General features: G+C 41.0%; 18 protein-coding genes and 1 tRNA gene. 11 read left to right on the top strand and 8 right to left on the bottom strand.

Annotated elements, in window-relative coordinates; all coding sequences use genetic code 11:
- Positions 1 to 15 precede the first annotated feature (15 nt).
- Entirely contained in the window at positions 16 to 825 is an 810-nt protein-coding gene (locus B1201_RS08865; protein WP_078193186.1) for a toxin-antitoxin system YwqK family antitoxin, read from the bottom strand.
- A 202-nt stretch (positions 826 to 1,027) separates the two neighbouring features.
- Between B1201_RS08865 and blaOXA the strand changes: the two genes are divergently transcribed.
- Positions 1,028 to 1,879, top strand: coding sequence for a class D beta-lactamase (gene blaOXA, locus B1201_RS08860; protein WP_111884528.1), 852 nt, complete (start codon positions 1,028 to 1,030; stop codon positions 1,877 to 1,879).
- A gap of 187 nt (positions 1,880 to 2,066) precedes the next feature.
- On the opposite strand, the gene B1201_RS08855 is transcribed toward blaOXA, so the two are convergent.
- Positions 2,067 to 2,918, bottom strand: coding sequence for an AbiJ-NTD4 domain-containing protein (locus B1201_RS08855; protein ID WP_078193184.1), 852 nt, complete (start codon positions 2,916 to 2,918; stop codon positions 2,067 to 2,069).
- Positions 2,919 to 3,065: 147 nt separating this feature from the next.
- A complete protein-coding gene (gene uvrA, locus B1201_RS08850; RefSeq protein WP_078193183.1) occupies positions 3,066 to 5,897 on the bottom strand; it encodes an excinuclease ABC subunit UvrA in 2,832 nt (943 codons plus the stop codon).
- 179 nt (positions 5,898 to 6,076) lie between these two features.
- Here uvrA and B1201_RS08845 point away from each other — a divergent pair, with 179 nt between their 5' ends.
- From B1201_RS08845 to B1201_RS08835, 3 genes are all read left to right on the top strand, one after another.
- Complete coding sequence (locus B1201_RS08845; RefSeq protein ID WP_078193182.1) at positions 6,077 to 6,460, top strand: hypothetical protein; 384 nt, start codon at positions 6,077 to 6,079, stop codon at positions 6,458 to 6,460.
- 134 nt (positions 6,461 to 6,594) lie between these two features.
- Positions 6,595 to 6,933, top strand: a complete 339-nt coding sequence (locus B1201_RS08840) for a GlpM family protein (protein WP_078193181.1) — start codon at positions 6,595 to 6,597, stop codon at positions 6,931 to 6,933.
- Between the two features lie 166 nt (positions 6,934 to 7,099).
- Positions 7,100 to 7,822 (top strand): hypothetical protein, encoded by a 723-nt coding sequence (locus B1201_RS08835; protein WP_078193180.1) that lies wholly within the window; start codon positions 7,100 to 7,102, stop codon positions 7,820 to 7,822.
- Between the two features lie 111 nt (positions 7,823 to 7,933).
- On the opposite strand, the gene tenA is transcribed toward B1201_RS08835, so the two are convergent.
- On the bottom strand, positions 7,934 to 8,599 hold the full coding sequence (gene tenA / locus B1201_RS08830; protein WP_078193179.1) for a thiaminase II: 666 nt from the start codon (positions 8,597 to 8,599) through the stop codon (positions 7,934 to 7,936).
- A 207-nt stretch (positions 8,600 to 8,806) separates the two neighbouring features.
- On the opposite strand from tenA, the gene B1201_RS08825 reads away from it, so the two are divergent.
- The 4 genes from B1201_RS08825 (at position 8,807) to ahpC (ending at position 12,898) form a co-directional block, all read left to right on the top strand.
- Positions 8,807 to 9,892 (top strand): DUF475 domain-containing protein, encoded by a 1,086-nt coding sequence (locus B1201_RS08825; RefSeq protein ID WP_078193178.1) that lies wholly within the window; start codon positions 8,807 to 8,809, stop codon positions 9,890 to 9,892.
- A 155-nt stretch (positions 9,893 to 10,047) separates the two neighbouring features.
- Positions 10,048 to 11,412, top strand: a complete 1,365-nt coding sequence (locus B1201_RS08820) for an MFS transporter (protein WP_078193177.1) — start codon at positions 10,048 to 10,050, stop codon at positions 11,410 to 11,412.
- A gap of 51 nt (positions 11,413 to 11,463) precedes the next feature.
- Positions 11,464 to 12,051 (top strand): single-stranded DNA-binding protein, encoded by a 588-nt coding sequence (gene ssb, locus B1201_RS08815; protein WP_078193176.1) that lies wholly within the window; start codon positions 11,464 to 11,466, stop codon positions 12,049 to 12,051.
- 283 nt (positions 12,052 to 12,334) lie between these two features.
- Complete coding sequence (gene ahpC / locus B1201_RS08810) at positions 12,335 to 12,898, top strand: alkyl hydroperoxide reductase subunit C (RefSeq protein ID WP_078190520.1); 564 nt, start codon at positions 12,335 to 12,337, stop codon at positions 12,896 to 12,898.
- A 67-nt stretch (positions 12,899 to 12,965) separates the two neighbouring features.
- On the opposite strand, the gene B1201_RS08805 is transcribed toward ahpC, so the two are convergent.
- Both B1201_RS08805 and ycaC read right to left on the bottom strand, forming a co-directional pair.
- Positions 12,966 to 13,889 carry a LysR substrate-binding domain-containing protein gene (locus B1201_RS08805; RefSeq protein WP_078193175.1) on the bottom strand — a complete coding sequence of 308 codons (924 nt, stop codon included), beginning with the start codon at positions 13,887 to 13,889 and terminating at the stop codon, positions 12,966 to 12,968.
- Positions 13,890 to 13,996: 107 nt separating this feature from the next.
- A complete protein-coding gene (gene ycaC / locus B1201_RS08800) occupies positions 13,997 to 14,623 on the bottom strand; it encodes an isochorismate family cysteine hydrolase YcaC (RefSeq protein ID WP_078193174.1) in 627 nt (208 codons plus the stop codon).
- Positions 14,624 to 14,951: 328 nt separating this feature from the next.
- On the opposite strand from ycaC, the gene B1201_RS08795 reads away from it, so the two are divergent.
- From B1201_RS08795 to B1201_RS08785, 3 genes are all read left to right on the top strand, one after another.
- Positions 14,952 to 15,830 carry a pirin family protein gene (locus B1201_RS08795; protein ID WP_078193173.1) on the top strand — a complete coding sequence of 293 codons (879 nt, stop codon included), beginning with the start codon at positions 14,952 to 14,954 and terminating at the stop codon, positions 15,828 to 15,830.
- A gap of 430 nt (positions 15,831 to 16,260) precedes the next feature.
- The gene (locus tag B1201_RS08790; RefSeq protein ID WP_143221683.1) at positions 16,261 to 17,559 is read left to right on the top strand and encodes an FAD-dependent oxidoreductase; all 1,299 of its coding nucleotides are present in this window, start codon (positions 16,261 to 16,263) and stop codon (positions 17,557 to 17,559) included.
- Position 17,560: 1 nt separating this feature from the next.
- A complete protein-coding gene (locus B1201_RS08785; protein ID WP_078193172.1) occupies positions 17,561 to 18,388 on the top strand; it encodes an SAM-dependent methyltransferase in 828 nt (275 codons plus the stop codon).
- Positions 18,389 to 18,439: 51 nt separating this feature from the next.
- Here B1201_RS08785 and B1201_RS08780 read toward each other — a convergent pair.
- Positions 18,440 to 18,515 (bottom strand) — tRNA-Thr (locus B1201_RS08780).
- Between the two features lie 190 nt (positions 18,516 to 18,705).
- Complete coding sequence (locus tag B1201_RS08775; RefSeq protein WP_078190515.1) at positions 18,706 to 18,933, bottom strand: hypothetical protein; 228 nt, start codon at positions 18,931 to 18,933, stop codon at positions 18,706 to 18,708.
- Positions 18,934 to 19,292: the final 359 nt, after the last annotated feature.

Here is a 19,292-nt window from a genome sequence, read left to right as displayed (position 1 = left end):
AGCCAGACAAATGAATTAATCTTCATCTTTATATAATTTATTGCAGGCTTGTTGGTTCATTTGACTGCCGTCTTCATTCCAACACTGGGCTTGGGTAATTTTGCCTAAATCGTACTGAAGCACCGCTTCAGGTTGCCCATCGTCATACCAAATTTTATAACTGTTATGACGAACGCCATTACGATAATAACCTTGGCGTTCTAGTTTGCCGTTTTCAAACCACATTTTCAGCTCGCCAATCAGTTTATTGTTTTGAAAATTGGCATAGGTCCATGGTTTACCATCCCTATACCAGCGTTGGCGCAGGCCATTTTCGATACCATTTTTATAATTTTGAGAAAAAGCCAGTTGCCCATTCGGATGCCAAATTTTGTAATCCCCCTGAGATTCACCATTGATGATGCTACTTTCTTGCTCTTTTATCCCATTGGCAAACCAAAACTCGAGTTTGCCTTCGTACTCCCCATTTTTATAGGCAATGCGGCTACGGGATTTACCGTTGGGGAAGAAACTTTCAAATACGCCTGAGCCTTGAATACCATCTGGAAAGTGAATGAGATGTTCACATTCACCATTTTTAATTTTGCTGTTGCTCAGAAAGATGGTGGTTAGGGCATTGCCATTGGCATAGACATATTGATTTTCATAGATCCCTTTGTGTGAAGTCGGGGTGCTGAGGGCTTTACACTGCGGCTTATCTTTCCATGGGCTAAGATCAGGGTCTTCTTGTGAGACAAACAGCACCATGTATTCGTTTAGATAGCCATCGGCAAAGCTATATATTGGACATAATAAGAGACTGAAACTTAAGATAAATTTATTCATTGTTAGTATGCTTTTATATTTTAAAAAGTTAAAAATTATTCGTTGTTGAGTTCACGATAGGCGTCATCATAAGGATGTTTTGTTTAAAAATAAATAGTTGATATGCTAAGTTTGCAACAGATACAAGACTGTTGAAAAGTACACAATTCAGGTTTGAACTTCATCTTATACTGTGGACTTTAAACGCCATAAAAATAGTGCAATGAAAAAAATATATCTATCGTTGATGACTGTCCTGAGTTTGTCAGCATGTACAACAAATGAAGGCATGTTGGATTCATCTCAACACTTAAAACAAACGGCTCAAGCCAATTTAGTAAATTCACGGGTGAGAGAGATTCCGTCTTTATTTAATCAAGCACAGACACAGGCGGTATTTGTCACATTTGATGGTCAGCGTTTGAGCCATTATGGCAATGACTTACAGCGCGCCCACACCGAATACATTCCCGCATCTACTTTTAAAATGTTAAATGCATTAATTGGTTTACAGCATCAGAAGGCGACAGCCACTGAAGTTTTTAAATGGAAAGGTGAAAAACGTGCTTTCCCGTCATGGGAAAAAGACCTGACTTTGGGTGAAGCGATGCAAGCATCTGCAGTTCCTGTATATCAGGAACTGGCAAGGCGAATAGGTTTGGCGTTAATGCAACAAGAAGTCAAACGGGTCGGTTTTGGCAATGCCAATATTGGCAAACAGGTGGATAATTTTTGGTTGGTTGGGCCGTTAAAGATTACGCCTGAACAAGAAGTCAAATTTGCGTATCAGCTTGCGACAGAGAAATTACCGTTTGATGTCGCGGTACAAAAGCAAGTCAAAGATATGCTTTATATTGAAAGCCGTGGGGATGCGAAGTTATATGCCAAGAGTGGTTGGGGTATGGATGTAGAGCCGCAAGTTGGGTGGTATACCGGTTGGGTAGATGATGGTCATGGCAAGATCACGGCGTTTAGTTTGAATTTGCAGATGGCTGCAGGGGATGATGTGGCGGAGCGTAAGCAGTTGACGTTGGATGTGTTGGATAAGTTGGGTGTGTTTCATTATTTACGTTAATTTTTTGAATTTTGAATTTTGAGTTGGCACGTCCTCGCTTTGCATTGGGTTTGAGTTTCCATTGCGTAGGATTTATCTTACTTTTGAAAGCACAAAAGTAAGCAAAATGCTTTTGTTTGACTGAGGGCACATCCGTGCTGCCCCAGTCAAACAGACGACATCCATGTCGCCGTCATGTGATTGAATTTCAGTTTTGATCTTTGGTTTTATCAATTAAATAGTTAATAAAGTTTGTGCATGCAACGAGCATAAATTTAGCATCTATATAAGTTAAATTCGATTCTTCAAGCATGGCATGGCGGATACCATCTCCATCAGAAGTGTACCCATAGAGTTGACTTAAACTTTTCTTTAATGCTTCATGCAATCCATATTTATCTTCAATAAGTTTTAAAGCTTGACCTAAACTTGCTTTATCATTTTTCATGACGATCTTACAAATAGATTCGACGGAACTAATGGACTCTTTAATTGAATTTCGATAATCAGGATTTTGACGATCTGACATCAATTTTAAAGCTTGATTTAAGTGCTGCTGAACAACTGAATATGAATTGGTGCTTTTTAATGTTTCTTCGATGGATTGGATTTCTTGTTCGGAGGTAATAGGAGTTATTTCATTACCAATTAAGCGATAGGCACTATTCTCTCTTTCTAAAATATTGTTGATTGAATGTATGAAATCTATTTTTTGCTTTATTAAAGAGGGTGGATAATTTTGTAAAGTTTCTTCGAGGAAGCTATAAATTTCATGCCAGTTTGTACTAAAAAAATATTCCCGAATTTGTTTTAGAGTATCAGCTGTTAAAAGGGGAATGGAATCAGTAGGTTTTTTAAAAAAGTTAAAGTAATAATTATAAATGAGAGTATATATGTTAGAGCTGTTGGTATGTTTGTATTGCCAATATTCATGAGTAACTTTTTTCCAAATATAAGTATCAAAAAGACTCCATAATCCATTTTTTAAGTGATCATCCATACTTTCCTTTTGAATAATCTCTCGTACAGGTTTATATCCATATCGTTCTGAAAACCGCATTATTTTCCCCAAAAATTTTAATCTTATATTTTATTTTTAATCTCCCCTAACCCCTCTTTTTCAAAGAGGGGAACAGCATTTTGCTGGTAATTGAAACTCCCTCCTTTTTAAAGGAGGGTTGGGGAGGATTAAGTACAATAAATCGCGTTATTTCAACATCGGCTTTAAAAACTTCGCTGTATGCGACACTTTATTCTTAGCCACCTGCTCAGGTGTACCTTCAGCAATAATCATACCGCCACCTGCACCACCTTCAGGGCCTAAGTCCACAATCCAATCGGCAGTTTTAATCACATCCAAGTTATGCTCAATCACCACGATGGTATTACCCTTATTACGTAGCTCATGCAGGATGTCGAGCAATTTGGCAATATCATGGAAGTGCAGACCTGTCGTCGGTTCATCAAGCACGTACAAGGTTTTACCTGTATCACGTTTTGCCAACTCACGAGCCAATTTCACACGCTGTGCTTCACCACCTGAAAGTGTGGTTGCAGACTGACCCAAACGGATATAGCCCAAGCCCACTTGGTTCAATGTTTCCAAACGACGGTGAATCACAGGAATAGCGTCAAAGAAATGCATTGCATCTTCAACCGTCATTTCTAATACATCAGAAATGTTACGACCTTTATAGCCAACTTCTAAAGTTTCACGGTTATAGCGCTTGCCGTGGCAGGCATCACAAGGCACATACATATCAGGTAAGAAATGCATTGCGACTTTAATCATCCCGTCACCTTCGCAGGCTTCACAGCGACCACCTTTCACATTAAATGAGAAACGACCCGCCGCATAACCACGTGCTTTAGCTTCAGGGGTTTGGGCAAACAGTTCACGAATAGGGGTGAACAAACCAGTGTAAGTTGCTGGGTTTGAACGTGGTGTACGACCAATTGGGCTTTGGTCAATATCGACGACTTTATCGAGGAACTGTAAGCCATCAATCGAGTCAAATTTTTCCGCAGTCAGTGTGGTTGCACCGTTTAATTGAGTTGCTGCAAGTGGTAACAAAGTACGGTTAATCAGCGTCGATTTACCTGAACCTGATACACCTGTCACACAGGTCATTACCCCTAAAGGAATGGTCAGGTCGACATTTTTTAGGTTATGACCCGCAGCGCCCATCAATTTGATTTGTTCTTCAGGTTTTGGCGGTTGTGTTCGTGTTTTCGGCACATCAATACTGAGTTTTCCTGATAGATATTGACCGGTTAATGAATCTGGATTTGCCAAAATTTCGTCATACGTCCCTTCGGCAATCACATGACCGCCATGCACACCTGCACCCGGGCCAATATCAATAATATGGTCAGCCGCTCGAATTGCATCTTCATCATGCTCAACGACGAGCACGGTATTACCAAGGTCACGTAGGCGAACTAAGGTTTCAAGCAAGCGGTCATTATCACGCTGATGTAGACCAATTGAGGGTTCATCAAGGACATACATCACGCCCATAAGGCCCGCGCCAATTTGTGAAGCCAGACGGATACGCTGTGCTTCACCACCCGACAGTGTTTCTGCCGAGCGCGATAAACTTAAATAGTTCAAACCGACAGAGACGAGGAAGTGCAAACGTTCACGAATCTCTTTGAAAATCTTGTCAGCAATTTCGCCTTTGGCACCGCTTAAGTTGAGGTCTTGATAATAGCTTTCAGCATCGCCAATCGACATCTTGGTGATTTGCGCGATGGTTTTATCTTTAACTCGGACATGACGTGAAATTTCATTGAGACGTGAGCCACCGCAAGCATCACATGCAGCATTGGATAAATACTGTGCTAAATCCTCACGCACATAGTTTGACTCCGTTTCACGGTAGCGACGCTCTAGGTGAGGTAGAATCCCTTCAAAGGCTTGCACACGTTTGTGCGAACGACCACGCTCATCAATATAGCTGAGGTCAACTTTTTCCTTGCCTGTACCATAAAGGAATTTCTTTTTGGTGTCGGCATCGAGTTCATTCCACGGTGTGTCTAAAGAATAACCAAAATGATCGGCAACTTTTTGGATCATGCTATAGTAATACGGACGTTGACGGTCCCAACCGCGAATCGCCCCTTGGCTAATCGAAACTTCATTATTAGGAATCAATTTGTCAGCACTAAAATGGCTGCGTGTGCCTAAACCATCACAAACAGGGCAGGCACCGAATGGATTGTTGAAGGAAAATAGACGCGGTTCGAGTTCACCTACGGCACGTTCACATTCAGGGCAGGAGTGTTTCGCAGAGAAGACACGGTCTTCTTGTTCGCCTTTCATCCACGACAAAATGGCAATGTCGCCGCCCATGCGTAAAGCCGTTTCAAAACTTTCTGCAATCCGGTTACCAAGATCATCACGTACTTTAAAACGGTCAACGACCACTTCAATGGTGTGCTTTTTCTTTTTGTCTAATTCGGGTGGTGTGTCGATATCAATAACTTCACCATCGACACGGGCACGGACAAAACCCTGACCTTGTAATTGTTCAAATAAGTTGGTGTATTCACCCTTACGGTCACGGACCACAGGGGCAAGCAACATAAGCGCCGTACCTTCTTCTAGACCTTTGACGGTATCAACCATTTCAGACACAGTCTGAGCCACCATCGGGAGGTCATGTTCAGGACAATACGGCGTGCCGACACGGGCATAGAGTAGACGTAAATAGTCGTAAATTTCGGTGATTGTTCCCACTGTTGAGCGTGGGTTGTGGCTCGTTGATTTTTGTTCGATGGCAATCGCAGGACTCAAGCCTTCAATCGAGTCAACTTCGGGCTTTTCCATTTGCGAAAGGAATTGGCGTGCATAGGCAGATAAGGACTCGACATAGCGACGTTGACCTTCAGCATACAAGGTATCAAAAGCCAAAGAGGACTTCCCTGAACCAGAAAGACCCGTAATGACCACAAACTTGTCGCGTGGAATATCGAGTGACACATTTTTTAAGTTATGGGTACGTGCGCCTCGAATACGGATATGGCTTTGGCTCATGCAAGGGGTCCTAAAATATTCATCGAAAAACCTATATATGATAGCGCATGAAAAATGTTCAAGTGTAATTTAAACCTAGATTTATGCGTGACTTTGTGAGAAAAATGGCCGAATCAAAATATAGCTGTCTGTGCTGATGCCCTAAAACATCTGCAAATCAGCAATCTAGGACTTTTAACATGAAATGGCAACTTCATCTCAATCCAACATTAGGTGTGATGGGTTTATTGATGTGTAGTGTGTTTTTGAGTGCATGTACCCCGAACCACACACCGAAAGCGCAAAAATATGACAGCTTAGAACAAGCAACTTTGGCGCTGAATACCGAAAGTGAAAAAATTGATCTATATATTGCGAAATTAGGTCAAGCCAAAACAGAAGCTGAAAAAAAGCAGCTGGCTTGCGAAAAAATTCCTCAACAGTTTGATTTGGTTTTGGCAATTGTTGAAAACAATCAACATTTGATGAGTACTGAAGATTTAAAAGTTCAAGCGCAGTTTAAGCAAATGGCTGAGCAACAAAAGGCGCGCTTTACATCTAGCCTGTGGTGTAAAGGTGCATAAATATAAAAGCGCTGTGACTGTTTTGAGTTCATCGTTTAAATCTCCTGTGTCATGCGCATAACAATCCATTGGAAAATCTCAGGACTATCGCAGAAAAGGCGTAAAATGCAGTTTTCTCGAAACTATAGAATGCCATGTTGTCCTTATTTTTCAAAAGCTTAATGGGTGCCTTTGTTGTGGTATTAATTGCTTTGCTGTCTAAAAGTAAGGCATTTTATATTGCAGGACTGGTCCCGTTGTTTCCGACTTTTGCGTTGATTGCCCATGTGATCGTGGCAAATGATCAGGGTGCAGCCGCATTACAAAAAACTGCACTGTTTGGACTCTGGTCTCTCATCCCCTATTTCATTTATTTATTGATGGTGTATCTGCTCGTAACACGTATGAGTTTAACGGCATGTTTGAGTGTAGCAACGTTGAGTTGGGTGCTTGCTGCGGCTGTTTTGATTTATGCATGGCAGAGTTTTCAGTAAGCAGCAAAGCCAATATCGGTACTGATTCAGATCATTTATAAAACTATAGATTTGGCTAAAATTATGATGAATTTCCAATCGTTAAATGTGTGATTTTAAATGTAAGTATTTGAATAATTAATTATAATTCTGACAGAACAGCAAATAATCATGATAAGAGCAAATAATGTTAAAACAATTTTGGGTGATCATCTGCCTCATGTTTTCAAGCCAAATCTTGTGGGCTGAAGACAGTCAAATCCTCGCGTTTGAACAGTTTATTGACCCGGTAGCCGAGCAGCGTTATAGCGTGAGCGTGCCTGCGGTCGGGCAAAATGAACAGCTATGGTCTGTGGTCTATATGGTGCTGCAAACCAACCAAGTCCCTGACAATACTGTTCTGGACTTTAAAGTCGTTCCCCAAGGTTTATTATCGAAAAATAATCCTGCACAAAAAATACAAGAGTATGCTTTTGATGGTGTACAGTTGGCACAGAAAAAAGACTATGTACTGTCCCAATTCTCCGATTTGAGTGAACAACTGGAAGATCAAACTGGCAAGAAAGTGCAGGATGCATCGCTCTTTGATATTAGTCGTGCCCATGTATATGCCCGCGTAGAAGATTGGGTGCCTGACTATAATGCACAAGCTACCCAACTGAATATTGAACTGGGTAAACTCAATGAAATGCAGGTGAAAGGGCTGTATTTCATTTTAGGTAAAGGTGAGAAACCTAAGGATTTATTGGCTATTACTCAACTAGATCCGATGATCAAATCACAATTTCATTCAGAAGAGATGCAGGAACGCAAAGCAGCACGCAGTGAGTTGCGTGAAGCACGTTTTGCGATTTTTTTGGTGATTATCGCGATGGGGATTTTTCTCGGATGGTATCGTTTTAAACGCTAATGCCTAAAATGATCGTGCAAGGTCATTCTAAAAACCGAATCTAACCATATTAAAAAAGGATCTAAAAGCAATTTTAGATCCTTAATTTTTTATACAGCTTAAATCACAGGTTTATTCAACGGGCCATGTGCGCTGTTGATACGCGCTGTCCCAGAACATCCATTCTAATTTTGCGCCGTTCGTATAAGCCGCATGCATTTTTTCACGTGTATCTGCATCGCAGCGAGCCGCCACTCGATCAATAGTTTGAATCACGTTTTGCACAGCAGTATTGAAGTCTTCACCTGAGTAGGTGTCGATCCATGCTTGGTAAGGGTTATTAGGCACAGATTGGCTGACAATGGCTTTGCCGACTTCAGCATAGATCCAAAAGCAAGGCAGGAGTGAGGCAAGGACCACAGGGTAACTTTCTGACCATGCTGTCGCTGTTAGAAATGAAGTGTAATGATGGCAGGCAAGGGTCAGTGGAGTATTTTCAAACTGTTCTTTGCTAATATTGAAACCTTGCATAAAGTCATTGTGCAGACTGCGTTCCACCACGATGGCAATTTTTGCCGCTTCAGAAAACTGAATCACATCGTCGGCATCAAATGCCTTGGCTGCACACACTGCAAGTGCACGACCATAGGCCAATAAATAATGGGCATCCTGAATGACATAGTGACAAAAGGCGTCGCGGCTTAAACTGCCCTGAGCCAATTCCTGATTAAAAGGTAGATGGAGTATCTGCTGATATAACGCGGTATTACGTTGCCAAACTTCTTCAGAAAAACGCATTGAACATTCCTGTCGTTAAAAATGAAAGACGGGTCTACACCATGATGCGATGTAATTGAGAGCCTCCATCTTAGAGTGTTTATTCAAAATGTAACGAATAATTTTTGGTTTCAATCCTGAAAAGCGGCATAATTGCGCCATAAACTTAGCTTCAAACTGGGTATTCCCTCATTTTGAAATCTTATTGAATGAATAGGTCGATCTATCATGATGAAACATTTTGGTTTCTCAATCGTCTTTACGATCGTGTGTCTTGCCATTTCTGCATATTGGGGTCTGAATCATGGCCCAAATGCAGGTGTGCAAGCCATGCTGACAGCACTGACCATCACTGCCATTTTAGCGGTGATGGAAGTGTCTTTGTCTTTTGACAATGCCGTTGTCAATGCATCTGTACTCCGTGGTTGGGATCATTTTTGGAAAATGATTTTCTTAACCGTCGGGATCGTGATTGCTGTCTTTGGTATGCGTCTGATTTTCCCAATTGTGATCGTGGCTGTTACTGCAGACATGGGCGCTATGGAAGTGGTGCAATTGGCATTGAATAATCCAATTGAATACTCTGCAAAATTGATGGCCCATCATGCAGAAATTGCGGCCTTTGGTGGTGCTTTCTTATTGTTGGTGTTCCTGAACTTCTTCTTAGATGAAGGGAAAGATACCCATTGGTTCCGTTGGCTAGAGCGCCGTTTGGCCAATCTTGCAAACGTTCCTGCGATGTCCGTGTTTATTGCCCTAATTGCGTTATTGATAATGGCAGCAAACGTGGCCGAAGCCTCTCGTCTAGCGGTAGTGATGGCGGGTATCTGGGGGATCGTGGTGTATATCGGTGTCCAAGTACTGAGTCATTTATTGGGTGGTGAACCTGAAGTTGATGAAAACGGTAATGCGGTTGGACATGACGCAAATGGCGTACCGACGGGCGTGATCAAAGCAGGTTTTGGTGGTTTCCTTTACCTTGAAGTACTCGATGCCTCATTCAGTTTTGATGGTGTGATTGGTGCATTTGCGATTACCTCTGATGTGGTAATCATTATGCTCGGTCTTGCTATTGGTGCTATGTTCGTGCGTTCAATGACCATTTACTTAGTGGATAAAGGCACCTTAGATGCTTATATCTTCCTTGAACATGGTGCGCATTATGCGATTGGTGCTTTGGCCTTCATTATGTTGGCGAGTGGCACAGGTCTTCATGTCCCTGAAGTGGTAACGGGTCTAATTGGTGTGGCATTTATTGTTTGGGCTGTGATTGCCTCAATTCAATATAAAAAGCGTCAAGAAAATCTAGGCTAATTTAAATTTGCCTAAAATCTCCCAAAAAGCGCAGCGTCAGCTGCGCTTTTTATTTGTCCAATCATCAGGATATTTAAAATCAATAAAAATCCTGCTTCGCTTTAAGCTGAATGTCCTATAATCCCATTCCAAGATTAATGAATTTTTAACCAGCTATGATGAATGCTCTTGAACGACGCTCAACTTTTGCTTTGAGTAGTATTTTCGCCTTACGTATGCTGGGGCTGTTCATGATTATTCCTGTTTTCTCTGTGGCAGGTCAGCAATATGCAGGGGCAACACCGGCACTCATTGGTTTAGCGGTGGGTGTCTATGGGTTGACCCAAGCGATTTTACAGATTCCGTTTAGTTTGATTGCAGACCGTTATAGCCGTAAACCGTTGGTGGTGATCGGGCTGCTGTTGTTTGCTTTAGGCGGTGCAATTGCGGCGATGTCCGATAGCATCTATGGCGTAATTATCGGGCGTGCGATTGCCGGTGGTGGTGCTGTATCTGCCGTAGTGATGGCTTTGTTAGCCGATGTCACACGTGAAGAACAACGTACTAAAGCCATGGCCATGATGGGGATGAGTATCGGTTTGTCCTTTGTGGTCGCGTTCAGCCTTGGGCCTTGGCTCACAGGTTTAGTCGGCATCTCGGGTTTATTTTGGGTGACCACCATCATGGGACTTGCCGCGATTGCGATGTTGCTATTGGTACCGAAAGTAACGCGTCATCATAAAAATTTTCAACAAGGTTATCTGACGCAGTTAAAGCAAGTACTGAAAATGCCTGATCTAAATCGTTTACATGTTTCAGTCTTTTCATTGCATTTACTGCTCACAGCGATGTTTATCTATGTGCCGTCTCAGTTGATTAACTTTGCCAATATTCCATTACATTCACATGGTCTGGTGTATTTGCCGCTTTTGGTCGTGAGCCTGTTTTTTGCCTTTCCAAGTATTATTTTGGCGGAAAAATATCGCAAAATGCGCGGCATTTTCTTGACCGCCATTGGTGGCATTATTTTAGGATTGGGCATCTTAATTTTTGGTTTCGAATCAAAATATATTTTGCTGACAGGCTTAGGTTTATTCTTTATCGCATTTAATGTGATGGAGGCATTATTACCGTCATGGTTATCGAAAGCAGCTCCAATTCAATCCAAAGCGACTGCCATGGGGGTGAACGCCAGCAGTCAGTTTCTGGGGGCATTTTTTGGTGGTATGATTGGTGGGCAACTTCTGTTGCTAAATGATACGGCAATGGGATGGGGCATCCTGACAGGGCTAGCCATTTTATGGTTGATCATTAGTTTTGGGTTGGCTCAGCCGCGTTATTTATCGTCTATGGTGTTTAGTTTGCCTGAAGATAAAGAAACGGATGAATGGACTTCTCAGCTTTTAGCAATTCGTGGTATTGAAGAAGTTGTGGTGATGTCTGACCAGCAAGTGGCTTATGTAAAAGTGGATAAGCAGCAGATGGATGAATCTGCGCGACAACATTTAACGCACTTGTTAGGGAAAGAGGTAGCCATTTAACCATAACTCTTATAAAGTAAATAATAGAAACAAATAGGAAGAATACGTCTGATGCGTGGTGTAAATAAGGTCATTTTAGTTGGTACTTTGGGTCGTGACCCTGAAACAAAAACTTTCCCAAATGGTGGTTCTCTCACTCAGTTCTCAATTGCAACGAGTGATTCATGGACAGATAAAAATACAGGTGAACGTAAAGAGCAAACAGAATGGCACCGTATTGTGTTACATAACCGCTTAGGTGAAATTGCACAGCAATATTTGCGCAAAGGTTCTAAAGTTTATATTGAAGGTTCATTACGTACTCGTCAGTGGACAGATCAAGGCGGTCAAGAGCGTTACACGACTGAAATTCGTGGTGAACAAATGCAAATGCTTGATAATAATCGCCAACAAGGCGAACAAGGTCAAGGCGGTGATTTTGGTCAGCCTCGTTTTAATAATCAACAAGGTGGTTATAACAATAACCAAAACCAAGGTGGCTACGGTAATAGCTCAAACCAAGGCGGTTATGGCAATAACCAACCGGCTCAAGGCAATAGCTATGGCAATAACAACCCAGGTGGTTTTGCGCCAAAACAACAGCCTGCACCGACACCGGCTCCTGCAGCAGCAGATTTAGATGATGACTTACCGTTTTAATGAACCTTAAACACAGCGTTTAAAACGGTAGATCATCATCAAAAAAAGCCCTCAATCTTGAGGGTTTTTTTATGTGTATCTAAATGTTTGCCAGTACTGTGTTCAGCATTGAGCGAATAGATTATTGATTGGTAGCGTCGATTAAAATCTAATATTAATATAAATAATAAATCTAAAAATCCGATAGTTTTTATAAAAAAGTTCGGTTTTACCTATGATTTGATAAGTCGTATTCTAGCTTCAACAGATAAGCAATCCCTGAAATGAGTTAGAGGAATATCAAATGAGTTTAATTAATACTGAAGTAAAACCATTTAACGCTACCGCTTACCAAGACGGTCAATTTATTGAAGTTTCAGAAAAAGACTTCTACGGTAAATGGTCTGTGGTGTTTTTCTATCCTGCTGACTTTACTTTTGTATGTCCAACAGAATTAGGCGATCTTGCTGATCACTATGCTGAATTCAAAAAAATGGGCGTAGAAATTTATTCAGTATCTACTGATACACACTTCACGCATAAAGCTTGGCACGATTCTTCTGAAGAAATTAAGAAAATCGAATACCCAATGGTTGGCGATCCAACTTGGACACTTGCGAAAAACTTTGATGTTTTAATTGAAGCGGATGGTCTTGCTGACCGTGGTACTTTCGTAATTGACCCTGAAGGTAAAATCCAAATCGTTGAAATCAATGCAGGTGGTATTGGTCGTGATGCTTCTGAATTGATGCGTAAAGTAAAAGCTGCTCAATATGTACATGCACACCCAGGTGAAGTATGTCCTGCAAAATGGAAAGAAGGTGAAGCGACGCTTGCACCATCGATCGACCTAGTGGGTAAAATCTAATTTGGTGATCCAACCGTAGATTTAAAAAAGCCAGAACTCAGTTCTGGCTTTTTTGTGGTTTAGATCATTAGACTAAATAGCCATCATGTTCTGGAGCATAGCTACGAACTCCATCCACTAAATAGTCAATTAATCTTTCCATGACTAGGCGTTGACCTTTGCGCGAAGCATATACCAATTGCACCGTACCGACATTTGAGCACCATTCGGGGAAGAGGTGAATTAAACGACCTGCCTCAATATCTGCTTGCACGGTTAAATAGGGTAAGTCTGCAATGCCTAAACCATCGAGTGCTGCATAATAAGTACCGGCTAAGTCATTGCTTTTAATCCGAGGCTGTAAGGCAATTTCAATCTGTTCTTGCTGTCCTGTATGATGCAAATGCCATTGATAGCGGTTTTTCTGTGTGCCCAAAACGATACTCGGAAATTCTGTCAATTCGGTAATATGCTTTAACTCGCGTCCTTGTAAAAGTTCAGGACTAATCACTAAGCAATGCACGGTTTTAATCACGTCACGTACAATAATGCTCGAGTCTTCATTCTTACTAAAATTGGTGCGAATCGCCAAATCAATGTCGTCATGTAAGACATCCACACGGCGGCTAGACAGCTCGAGTTCGACCTGAACTTTGGGATGATCTTTTAAAAACTGATTTAACAAGGGGCGAATTTGATGTTCCATCATGACTGGTGGACAGCTAATTTTAACCAAGCCTTCAAGTTCACTTTTTTGCTTCAAGAGCACCTGATGCGCACATTCGACTTGTTCGATCACTTTTATGCATTCTTCATACAATTCTTGGCCTAATGTCGTGACCTTAAAGTGTCGGGTAGAACGCTGAATAAGGGTGACATTATATTTGGCTTCGAGATCTAAAATACGTCGGCTTAATTTTGATTTTGTAATATTCGATGCTTCACTTGCAGCGCTAAAACCGCCATGTTTCACCACCAAATAAAAGTAGTAATAGTCATCAAATGAATGCATGGATCACCTTATGCAGTGAAAAATTATTTCAATTCCAATTATCATACGTCAATTTATACATCAGGTATAAAAAAAGCGGCTCGAAGCCGCTTTTTACTACTGGAGGATTATTTCTTTTCAGTATTTTGCGTATAGCTGTTGATGAGGTTACGGTAGTCTGGAATATGGTTGCCGAAAAGCGCACCTAAACCTTCAATATCATTACGCCAGTCGCGGTGTAATTCACATGCGGTACCAAACCACGTCATGAGCTGTGCACCCGCTTGCGTCATACGCTCCCACGCTGAGTCGCGGGTTAAATGGTTGAAAGTACCTGAAGCATCGGTCACCACAAAGACGTCAAAGTCTTCTTCTAAAGCAGACAAGGTTGGGAATGCCACACAAACCTCAGTCACTACACCGGCAATAATCAATTGTTTTTTGCCGGTTGCTTTGACGGCTTTCACAAAATCTTCATTATCCCAAGCATTAATTTGACCTGGTCGTGCAATATAAGGTGCGTCAGGGAACATTTCTTTGAGTTCTGGAACCAATGGCCCGTTTGGACCTTGTTCAAAACTGGTGGTGAGAATTGTTGGAAGATTAAAATATTTAGCAGCTGCAGCAAGTGCGAGCACATTATTTTTAAATTTATCTGGATCAATATCGCGAACCAATGAAAGTAGACCCGTTTGATGGTCAACTAAAAGTACCGCGGCATTATCTTTGTCTAAACGAACGTAAGGTTTGCCCATTTTATTGTCCTCTTTCCTGTTTGCAAGTACGCAGGATCAGATGAAGTCTGCGTGTTAACTCGATTTAGCATAGCTATAAAAATGGGATAATGGAATGGGTTTAAATGAGAAAAACAATCATAATATTGGGATAATTCATTGTTGAATATGACTTAAACCCCTATATTTTCCAAATCAATGCTTGTTTTTGAGTGGATTTTAGATTGTATTACTGATTATTGTTCTATATTTGAGATATATAATGCTATTTGGATGATGGTCAGCAAGTATTTCAAAGCTTAAAATAAGCGCTATGTTCATCCTATCGTATGAATATAGGAGCTAAGAAATGAAAAAAGTAATTGGTGTTTATCGTAATCAGCAAATGCATTGGGTGGGTGATGGTTTTCCAGTCAAAAGCTTATTCTCCTATGATCGTCTAGGTCAGGCCATTAGCCCATTTTTGCTTTTGGATTATGCGGCACCTTATCAGTTCGATCCCACCACTGCACAGCATGGCGTGGGTTCACATCCACATCGTGGTTTTGAAACCGTGACTATCGCCTACAGCGGTGAAGTGACTCATAAAGACTCAAGTGGTGGTGGCGGCACAATTCAAACGGGCGATGTGCAATGGATGACCGCAGGTTCGGGTTTGGTACATGAAGAATTTCATTCGCCTGAATTTGCTCAAGCAGGTGGTCTTTTTGAGATGGTTCAATTGTGGGTGAATTTACCGGCAAAAGACAAAATGACTCAGCCTCGTTATCAAGCGATCACGCGCCAAGATATTCCACGCATAGACATGGATGAAGGTGCAGGCCATATTCGGGTGATTGCCGGTGAAATGGGTGGTCACCTTGGGCCAGCACAGACCTTTAGTCCAGTGAATGTCTGGGATGGTGAGTTGAAAGCTCAATATGAAACCACCTTACATGTACCTGAAGGGCATAACACCATTTTGGTGGTCTTGAAGGGTGAGGTTGTGGTGAATGAAAGCCATAAAGTGCAAGACAGTTCGATGGTCATGTTTGCCAAAGACGATATCGCCATTCAGCTACAAGCGTTGCAGGACACACAATTTCTGTTACTTAGCGGTGAGCCACTAAATGAGCCGATTCAAGGTTATGGCCCATTTGTGATGAATAGCAAAGCTGAAATCATTCAAGCCTTTGATGATTTCAATAACGGAAAATTTGGTGAAATTGCAGTGGCGCATGAAGCTTAAGCGAAATTCATGACATTGAAATAGCCGAAAAAAAAGCCTCTGAATAGTCAGAGGCTTTTTTATTGAGCGCTGTAGTATTTATTGTTGTCATGATTTAAATATCATTTTACTTTTTATAAATTGTGATGAATTTATCACTTTCTTATGTGGCGCATCTTAGCGGTACTTGGCTTTAAAGTAAACCGAAAGTTATAAAAATGGTTAATTTAATTGTTTGGTTTTATAGGGTAATTAAAATTTTAAAGAAAAATATGTTTAAAAAACAAAGCTTAAATTGTGTGCTTTTTGACTGTAAATATTTGTAAATTTAACTTAAAAACCGCTGTACTGAAATCCATACAAAAAATGCGAATCTGGTATTTTTTAATAGCTATTTTTAACTTCTGATCAGTCATACTTTTAAACTGTGTTTTATAGATGGAAAAGAAAATTGGAAATTGCAGTCATCGGTAGTGGCATGGCTGGGCTGGCTACCGCAAGAATTCTTAAAGACGCAGGGCATAACATTACAATTTTCGAAGCTCTGCCTGGTCGTGGTATGGATAGCCACAGCACTGAGTTTGAAGGTGGCTTGATCGATGCCCCTTTGCGTGTGATGAATCCACACCTCTGGAAAAATACCTTAAGTTTGGCGACCCATTTAGGGATTAAAACCTTCCCCGTCCGTACCTATATGGCATGCAGTTGGCTCTTTGAAGATCGTACAGAAACGTGGTTGACCACCAGTCGTAGCCGTATTGGTAATTTCCCAATTATTAATAACCGTAAAGGCTTACAACAATATGGCTGGCGTTTAGTCAAAGGGATGTTGCAACTCAAAGCCGCGATCACTCGATTTTTTAAATCAAAAAATCAGGACATCACGCTTGCCGAGTTCATTAATAAAAATGAAATTGAAGAAGTATTTTGGCATGGTGCGGTCATGCCTGTGTTGTATACCATTTGCACCTGTAACCCGAAAACGATTGGGGAATGGCCTGCGAAACCGTTGTTGATTTTCTTGCGTCAATTGACCAATGGCGATGCCTTGTTGCGTATCCAAGGTGGTACACCTGCGTTGGTTGATAAGCTGATTGAAGGTTTAAATATTCAAAGTGGTACGGCAATTACCAAAGTGCACGAGCAAAACGATAAGGTCTTGGTGGAAACTGAGGCCGGAGCACATCATCTATTCGATCGCGTGGTTGTTGCGACACCAACCACCAATACGGAAGAATTTTTAGATCCAACCCAGTTTGCTGATGATATTGAGCTCTTAAAGAAATTTAAATTTGAGCAAGGTCAGTTGGTGATTCACACCGATCAAACCGTGATGCCGCCGAAGCGCAAAGATTGGTCTGTACTAAGTTATATGATGGATCGTAAATTTACTCGTCAGCAATTTACCGTGTGGCTGAACTCAATCGAGCCGAGCTTGGTGGGTAAAACTCCAGTGTTCCAAACTTGGCAGCCAGTGACACCGATTGATCCTAAAAAAGTGATCTCTTCGGTTAGTTTGACACGCGCAGTGGTGGATTCTCATACCGTGGCGCTGAATAAAGAGTTACAGCAACGACATTTATCGCCTGAGCGTAAAGTCTTCTTCTGTGGCTCATGGTCTTGTGACGGTCTGCCGATTTTAGAATCTGCGGTAACGTCTGCTATGCATATTGCAGAAATTTTTGGTGCGCCATTGCCGTTTGTAGGTTTAAAACCTAAAGTGGAGGTTGCCCCTCAACTCGGTTACTAACATGAAATGGCTTCAAGCAATTCGTCAGCACATCCCTAGCCATAAATATGCGATTAACAGTCGACTACTCGGAGATGATGCGGAACTTGCTTGGAGTAATTTGGGCTATTGGGATGATGCAAAATCATCCTATCCTGCAGCTTGTCAAAAACTCGCTTTCCATCTTGCCGAATCCATTCAATTAAAATCTACAGATCGTGTTTTAGACCTTGGTTGTGGGCAGGGCGCGAGCTTGGTTTTTTGGATGGAACATTTTCAAATTCAAAACTTATCCGCAGTCGAATTGCAAACCGAATGTGTGGAAAAAATCCAAAAAAATTTAAATTCAAAAATCAAAATACAACAAGATTCATTTTTGAATTTAAAAAATATTTATCCACAAAACTGTATGGATGCCGTACTGTGTATTGATGCTGCGTATCATAGTGATTTGAATTTATTGCTTTTATCGGTCATTGATGTTTTGAATTCAAAAGGACGCTTTGCTTTTCACTATTTAATGTTATCCGATGCGTTTTTGAATTTAAATTCATTACAGCGACTGAAATATCAAAGTCTGTTGAAAGCAGCAGATGTGAATTTGAAAAATTTAAATTCAAAGCAAAATTTACAACACCAAGTGCAACAGGCAGGTTTCGAAAATATCCAGATTGAAGATATCAGCGAATTCGTATTTCAGGGTTTTGCCGATTATATTCAAGAACAAAAAAGTCAGATGAGCCTGAGTCATGTGGATCAATTCAAAATCAAGATGACGGCAAAATTGTGCGAAAAGTTGTATCGAGACGGGCTGATTCGTTATGTGCAGATTAGCGCGAGGAAGCCATAAAAGAGCGGCTCTAAAAACATCAAAGCCTCACTAAAAAGCGAGGCTAAGAAATGGTGCCGGCACACGGATTCGAACTGTGGACCTACTGATTACAAGTCAGTTGCTCTACCAACTGAGCTATGCCGGCGTTGTGGAATGCATTCTACAGATTTTTTGAAGTGGTGCAAGTTAAAAAAACAGCAAATCGAATGTAATTTATACGTTTGATTTATTCAGCATTCGACCGATGTTTGGCTCTAAAAACCAGAGAAATAAAATTAGGCAATGTTTCGCCCACAAGATGTGGGCGAAAAAGTAGGATAGATGAACGTTGGGTGCTATTTCATTCTTAAAATTTGGTCTAGATCCTGTGCGCATTCTTCAAGTGTATATGCCATCTCCAGTTGCATTTGGGGGCGGAGTTCATTGGCGAGCTTTCGCCATTCGTCAATCAGACGCTGTGCTTTTTGAATTTTATGTTTATTGATGTCTTTGGCAAGGGTTGGGGTATAGCCACCACGTTTGGCGTTCTTGATCTGCTTAACATAATTCTGGCTGTTATTCATGTTCTCTCCCGAATAGCAGTGATATATGAAAGGTGTTTTTTAAGTTTTTCGTTGATCAAGTTAAAAGTACCGCAATCGCGTTTCAGTTCTATGATGTTTAAATTAATGAATAATTTTTTGAATAGCACCTATATTGAGAGGATGATTAATTTTTAGCATAGGCTTAAGTAATTGTCTTTAGAATATAAAATTTGTATTTGTAAATAAACGTGTCTTTCTTGCTGCCAATAAAAAATCCATAAGTCGTGCATTACGAAAAAAACGTGTGATTTAAATCCATCAATCAGGACTTAAATACTGTGAAGTTATTGAGCTAAAAGGCTAAAAGATGAATTAGGGGGATATTTAATATTGAGGAT

Source organism: Acinetobacter sp. ANC 5600 (assembly GCF_002018395.1).
Lineage (GTDB): Bacteria > Pseudomonadota > Gammaproteobacteria > Pseudomonadales > Moraxellaceae > Acinetobacter > Acinetobacter amyesii.
Note: the sequence above shows the minus strand (reverse complement) of the source record. Positions and strands in the feature narration are given on the sequence as shown.

What these genes read in the sequence shown, in the direction of transcription:
- B1201_RS08865 (WP_078193186.1), bottom strand. Translation starts at nt 825, where the DNA reads ATGAATAAATTTATCTTAAGTTTCAGTCTCTTATTATGTCCAATATAT.
- blaOXA (WP_111884528.1), top strand. Translation starts at nt 1,028, where the DNA reads ATGAAAAAAATATATCTATCGTTGATGACTGTCCTGAGTTTGTCAGCA.
- B1201_RS08855 (WP_078193184.1), bottom strand. Translation starts at nt 2,918, where the DNA reads ATGCGGTTTTCAGAACGATATGGATATAAACCTGTACGAGAGATTATT.
- uvrA (WP_078193183.1), bottom strand. Translation starts at nt 5,897, where the DNA reads ATGAGCCAAAGCCATATCCGTATTCGAGGCGCACGTACCCATAACTTA.
- B1201_RS08845 (WP_078193182.1), top strand. Translation starts at nt 6,077, where the DNA reads ATGAAATGGCAACTTCATCTCAATCCAACATTAGGTGTGATGGGTTTA.
- B1201_RS08840 (WP_078193181.1), top strand. Translation starts at nt 6,595, where the DNA reads ATGTTGTCCTTATTTTTCAAAAGCTTAATGGGTGCCTTTGTTGTGGTA.
- B1201_RS08835 (WP_078193180.1), top strand. Translation starts at nt 7,100, where the DNA reads ATGTTAAAACAATTTTGGGTGATCATCTGCCTCATGTTTTCAAGCCAA.
- tenA (WP_078193179.1), bottom strand. Translation starts at nt 8,599, where the DNA reads ATGCGTTTTTCTGAAGAAGTTTGGCAACGTAATACCGCGTTATATCAG.
- B1201_RS08825 (WP_078193178.1), top strand. Translation starts at nt 8,807, where the DNA reads ATGATGAAACATTTTGGTTTCTCAATCGTCTTTACGATCGTGTGTCTT.
- B1201_RS08820 (WP_078193177.1), top strand. Translation starts at nt 10,048, where the DNA reads ATGATGAATGCTCTTGAACGACGCTCAACTTTTGCTTTGAGTAGTATT.
- ssb (WP_078193176.1), top strand. Translation starts at nt 11,464, where the DNA reads ATGCGTGGTGTAAATAAGGTCATTTTAGTTGGTACTTTGGGTCGTGAC.
- ahpC (WP_078190520.1), top strand. Translation starts at nt 12,335, where the DNA reads ATGAGTTTAATTAATACTGAAGTAAAACCATTTAACGCTACCGCTTAC.
- B1201_RS08805 (WP_078193175.1), bottom strand. Translation starts at nt 13,889, where the DNA reads ATGCATTCATTTGATGACTATTACTACTTTTATTTGGTGGTGAAACAT.
- ycaC (WP_078193174.1), bottom strand. Translation starts at nt 14,623, where the DNA reads ATGGGCAAACCTTACGTTCGTTTAGACAAAGATAATGCCGCGGTACTT.
- B1201_RS08795 (WP_078193173.1), top strand. Translation starts at nt 14,952, where the DNA reads ATGAAAAAAGTAATTGGTGTTTATCGTAATCAGCAAATGCATTGGGTG.
- B1201_RS08785 (WP_078193172.1), top strand. Translation starts at nt 17,561, where the DNA reads ATGAAATGGCTTCAAGCAATTCGTCAGCACATCCCTAGCCATAAATAT.
- B1201_RS08775 (WP_078190515.1), bottom strand. Translation starts at nt 18,933, where the DNA reads ATGAATAACAGCCAGAATTATGTTAAGCAGATCAAGAACGCCAAACGT.